The sequence below is a fragment of the Nostoc sp. genome (assembly GCF_035638895.1).
GTDB lineage: Bacteria > Cyanobacteriota > Cyanobacteriia > Cyanobacteriales > Nostocaceae > Nostoc.
Window position 1 is genome coordinate 1 of record NZ_DASQZC010000192.1, and the last position, 3,971, is coordinate 3,971.

General features: G+C 43.5%; 5 protein-coding genes and 1 pseudogene. 4 read left to right on the forward strand and 2 right to left on the reverse strand.

From position 1 onward, the window contains the following. The first annotated feature begins 46 nt into the window (after window positions 1–46). The 3 genes from VE944_RS09375 to VE944_RS09385 are packed head-to-tail and all read left to right on the forward strand — an operon-like array spanning window position 47 to window position 696. Complete coding sequence (locus VE944_RS09375) at window positions 47–193, forward strand: PIN domain-containing protein (RefSeq protein WP_324975614.1); 147 nt, start codon at window positions 47–49, stop codon at window positions 191–193. Then, the gene (locus tag VE944_RS09380) at window positions 194–520 is read left to right on the forward strand and encodes a type II toxin-antitoxin system VapC family toxin (RefSeq protein WP_414690116.1); all 327 of its coding nucleotides are present in this window, start codon (window positions 194–196) and stop codon (window positions 518–520) included. Window positions 521–522: 2 nt separating this feature from the next. Beyond that, window positions 523–696: a hypothetical protein gene (locus VE944_RS09385; RefSeq protein WP_324975620.1), complete on the forward strand. Its 174-nt coding sequence runs from the start codon at window positions 523–525 to the stop codon at window positions 694–696. Window positions 697–934: 238 nt separating this feature from the next. Here VE944_RS09385 and VE944_RS09390 read toward each other — a convergent pair whose 3' ends face one another. Then, window positions 935–3,208, reverse strand: a complete 2,274-nt coding sequence (locus VE944_RS09390; RefSeq protein WP_324975622.1) for a DUF1796 family putative cysteine peptidase — start codon at window positions 3,206–3,208, stop codon at window positions 935–937. A 491-nt stretch (window positions 3,209–3,699) separates the two neighbouring features. Between VE944_RS09390 and VE944_RS09395 the strand changes: the two are divergent. Further along, window positions 3,700–3,813, forward strand: a pseudogene (locus VE944_RS09395) (transposase); the annotation flags it as partial. On the opposite strand, the gene VE944_RS09400 reads toward VE944_RS09395, so the two are convergent. Continuing rightward, window positions 3,781–3,971, reverse strand: a 191-nt coding sequence (locus tag VE944_RS09400) for a hypothetical protein (RefSeq protein WP_324975625.1), incomplete at its 5' end; no start/stop codon positions are given. The pseudogene VE944_RS09395 and the gene VE944_RS09400 overlap by 33 nt on opposite strands.

Genomic DNA, 3,971 nt, shown 5'->3' on the forward strand with positions numbered 1-3,971 from the left:
TAGCGATCTCTTCGGATAATATGAGAAAGTTAACAGCTTATGCGATATGAGCGAAACTGTTTACATTGAAACCAGTATTGTTGGCTACTTGACTGCTAGACCCAGCAACAACTTGATCCTCATGGCTAATTTAGAAGCTACGCGGGAATGGTGGGACACACGTCGCGGTCAGTTTATGCTCTACATTTCTTAAGTGGTTTTGGATGAAGTAGCACGAGGCGATACAGAGATAGCAACGAAGCGACTTGAAATAGTGCGTGATTTTCCTTTGCTTGAAGTTAGTGAAGCTGTTCAAAATTTAGCAGCACAATTTATCGCAAGAAGTAGCCTTCCACCGAAAGCTGCTGACGATGCGCTTCATATTGCAGCAGCTACAGTTTACGGATTGGACTATCTGTTAACGTGGAACTGTAAGCATGTTGCCAATGCTCAAATCCAGAAGAAGCTAGCCCAAATCAGTCTTGATGCCGGATACGAGTTGCCAACTCTTTGTACACCCTACGAATTAATGGGAGAGTAGATATGTGGAAAGATGAAATTCTTGAAGAGATTTATAGAATTCGAGAAGAACATGCAAAGGCTTTCAACTACGACTTACAAGCAATTTGTGATGATTTGCGGCAAAAACAAGCTGTAAGTAATCGGCAGATCATTTCACAGCCACTCAAACAACCCAGTCGCCAAAATAACAAATGAGTATGCTGAAATAACAAATGGGTACACTGAAATAACAAATGCGAACTCCGAAATAACAAATGAGTACGCCGAATCAACAAATGCGTAGGCGTAGCCAGCCGTAGGCATCGCTCTTAGGGACTTCCAAATAAAAAATATACAACTATTTATTGTGGGGTGGGCATCTTGCCCGCCCATAGTCAAAGGCGGGCAAGATGCCCACCCCACAAGATTGGATAATTTATTTCTTGGAAGTTCCTTATCTAGTTTCCCACCCCTTCGGTATTTTGGGTGGACACCAAAAGAGGTTTTTACTGGACACCCCAAGAGATTGCAGAATTCCTCGCATCACCTCTGTGCAGTACATCCAGTGTCCCAAATCGTCATACATGCGATCAGGATTAAACTCGACATTGTAGTGCAGCACATTGGGAAGGTCTAAAAACTCATCATCGCTTTGGGGAGAAAGAAGCAAGAGATGAAAGGGCTTTCCCTGACATTGTTTTTGTAGCTTGTTGACTAAATCTATCACACCACCGCGTAGCTTGCCGCCGTAGGCATCGCTAACTCCTGTACGGACGAAAAGTACTTTATCACAATGCCGCAGTGCATACCAAAACCTTTCAGAACGTGCCGTGTAGCGAACGCGCATCCGTTCATGGACGGGAGACATATCGTTAGTTGGATCGTCTGTCTCCTCAACTTCATGGGCAAAGGATAAACCTGACCACTTACTGTGGTAAATTCTGCCTGCATCGGGACTGTAGTGCAGAAAAGCAGGGTTCCACATATCATCAAAACCGTTTTCGATCGCATCGGCGACATCTCCAATATTGGTGGTGCGCGTTAGATCAAAGGGAAAGGCGGGGCCGTCGTACTCCATCTTATATAGCATCATACGGACGGCACAGCGATCGCCAAGGGGAAGAATGGCCACACGGCTGATATCCGATAATTTGCATTTGTATTGGAAAAGCATCGCAGACTTCGGTGGTGCTTTCACCCGGCTTTCTAGCCCATCCTTGCCAATCATTAGGGTACGAAAGGGGGCGTTGGGATAAAGCGGATCTTCATAGACACCCGATGGCATCGCTTTAAGTGCGTTGCAAACTTCCGTCCACATTGGCTGGATGTTGTACTCGTTGTCTGATTCGTTGATTACCCAGAGGTGGCGTTCATCGGCTTGCAAAATCCCTAGATGCCCGTCATAGAATAAAACGTTGTTTGGCGAAAAGAGATTGAATGCAGCGCTATATTCTAGGTTGGCACTAGGGGGAATGTTTATTGTAGTTGCGATCGCGCCATCCTCTACAGCAAAGAAGGGGAGCGTCCCTGGTTGGACATCTTTTGCAATGTAGATACCCGGTATCAATCCAGCCTTACTTTGCAGTGCAGTTTGTAGTTCCTGCCAATAGGGAGCGATCGTGTAGCCGTATTGTGATGGATTAACAATCCGTAAACGCTTCTCTTCCATACAGACAGAGACATGAAAGCCCGTATTGTCAAAGTAGATAGGAAATTCCTTCGGTTGCTGAAAACGTTGTTTTTCTTTTGCTAATTTGTCTTTGTCGATATCGAAGAGGTGCTGGTTGATCTGCTGATACATGAGCCTATGACCAACCGTGTTCGGGTGAGCCGGATCGAAGGATATCCCCGCTTTCCATCGTCCTTGCCCATCATCCACAGCTGCCAACCAATCCAGTACAGGTACGCCCCAACTTAGAATTCGGTTGCGTGTGTCTCGGATCAGCCAGTAATGTTCCTGGGAATAATCGCCATTGGGATAGACACCGCCCAGAATTGGAGTTGCTCCGATGTCCCGCGTCATTTTTACAAGCTGCTGCAAGCCACTTTCAAACCGTCGCTGTACTGCTCGTCGTTCGTGAGGGGGACAGGAAGCTAACCCTTCGTTGCCCAGAGACAGGGCAATAATTACGATATCGGGTTGTTCTGGGGTAACAACTGAGCCAAATCGAGCGATCGTTCTGCTGACATTCGCCCCCACTTCCGACACATTCACGAGTTTATGCCCATATTTTTGCTGTAAAGCTTCTGCCAACAGCCAAACCCAACCTTTCAAAAACCAGGCTTTATGACCTACTGCAACAGAACTGCCAATTACTACAATTTTGATCCTTTCAGCCCCGGGAGCATCCACAGGTATCTTGACAGCAGGTTTATCAAGATATCCAAAGGGGTAAGGTTGTAAATAACCGAATGCGCCATCATCCACAATAATTGTGCTGGAATTATCGTTAGGCTCAATGGGAATCCAGCGATTTGTATCTAGTAAACTCTCCCATCGGGCGTTACCCTTTGCATCAAGACGTATGTACTTGTATTCAATATTTCCATCGCCCGATAAAGGCTGCTGAATATCAATTTCATCTGTCCACCATAAAGGATAGCGATCGCCACTTGTACGCAGGTGGACACATTTTACGATATCCCACATTCCCAACTCTGGAGTCGAACCGACAAGACCGATGGATTCACCCGTTTGTGTGTATGCACTGATCTGGAATCGATACATAGAGTTTATCCTGGTTTAGTTAGTACAATACCAAACGGTCAGACTGAATCCTTAAATCTGCTTTGACAATATTACATACAACTACTAAGAGTCAGGTATTAATATTTTTAAATACACTGAAGCTCTGATTTAGGTGGCTCAAAGCTACCAGTGGTAAAGCTTTTCAAAAATTAAATCGGGTTTTTATAGAAGATTTCATACTTATCAGATAAAATATATTGTATTAAAAGTATTGAGACAACTAAGAACAAATAAAAATAAGGATAAGATTAAGTTAAATCTGTTCTATCGCTCCCTTTATGTAAAAAAGAGAGAAATTCTTGAATTTATGGAATAAAATCATCTCATAATCAGTGAAAGCCCTACGTAGTAAATATTTTTAGCTTTTTCAGACTGGAGTAAGAATGTTTGATCTGTAATTAAAATATAAAAATTTAGGTTTCAGGATGCTAGTGATAAGATTTCCCCTAGAGTAAATGATTAACCTACCAGGAATTAATAATAAACTCAAGCTAATTAAAGAATTAGGCTATGGCTTTCACAACTTTGAAAATTTTAAATTACAAAGTTTATTAACTTGGAATTTTGGTATTAATTATCCATAAAGGGAACAATAAAGTCACTATAGCAATCCGATAGCGTTCGCGTAGCGTCTCCCCTTGGGAGAAGCGGTAGCGAGTCAGACGCTCCTGCGTCGCTAACGCTGCGCTATCGAGCGTCTTTGATTTCTGAATCACTCGTAAAGGTAAGGGACTGGGGATTG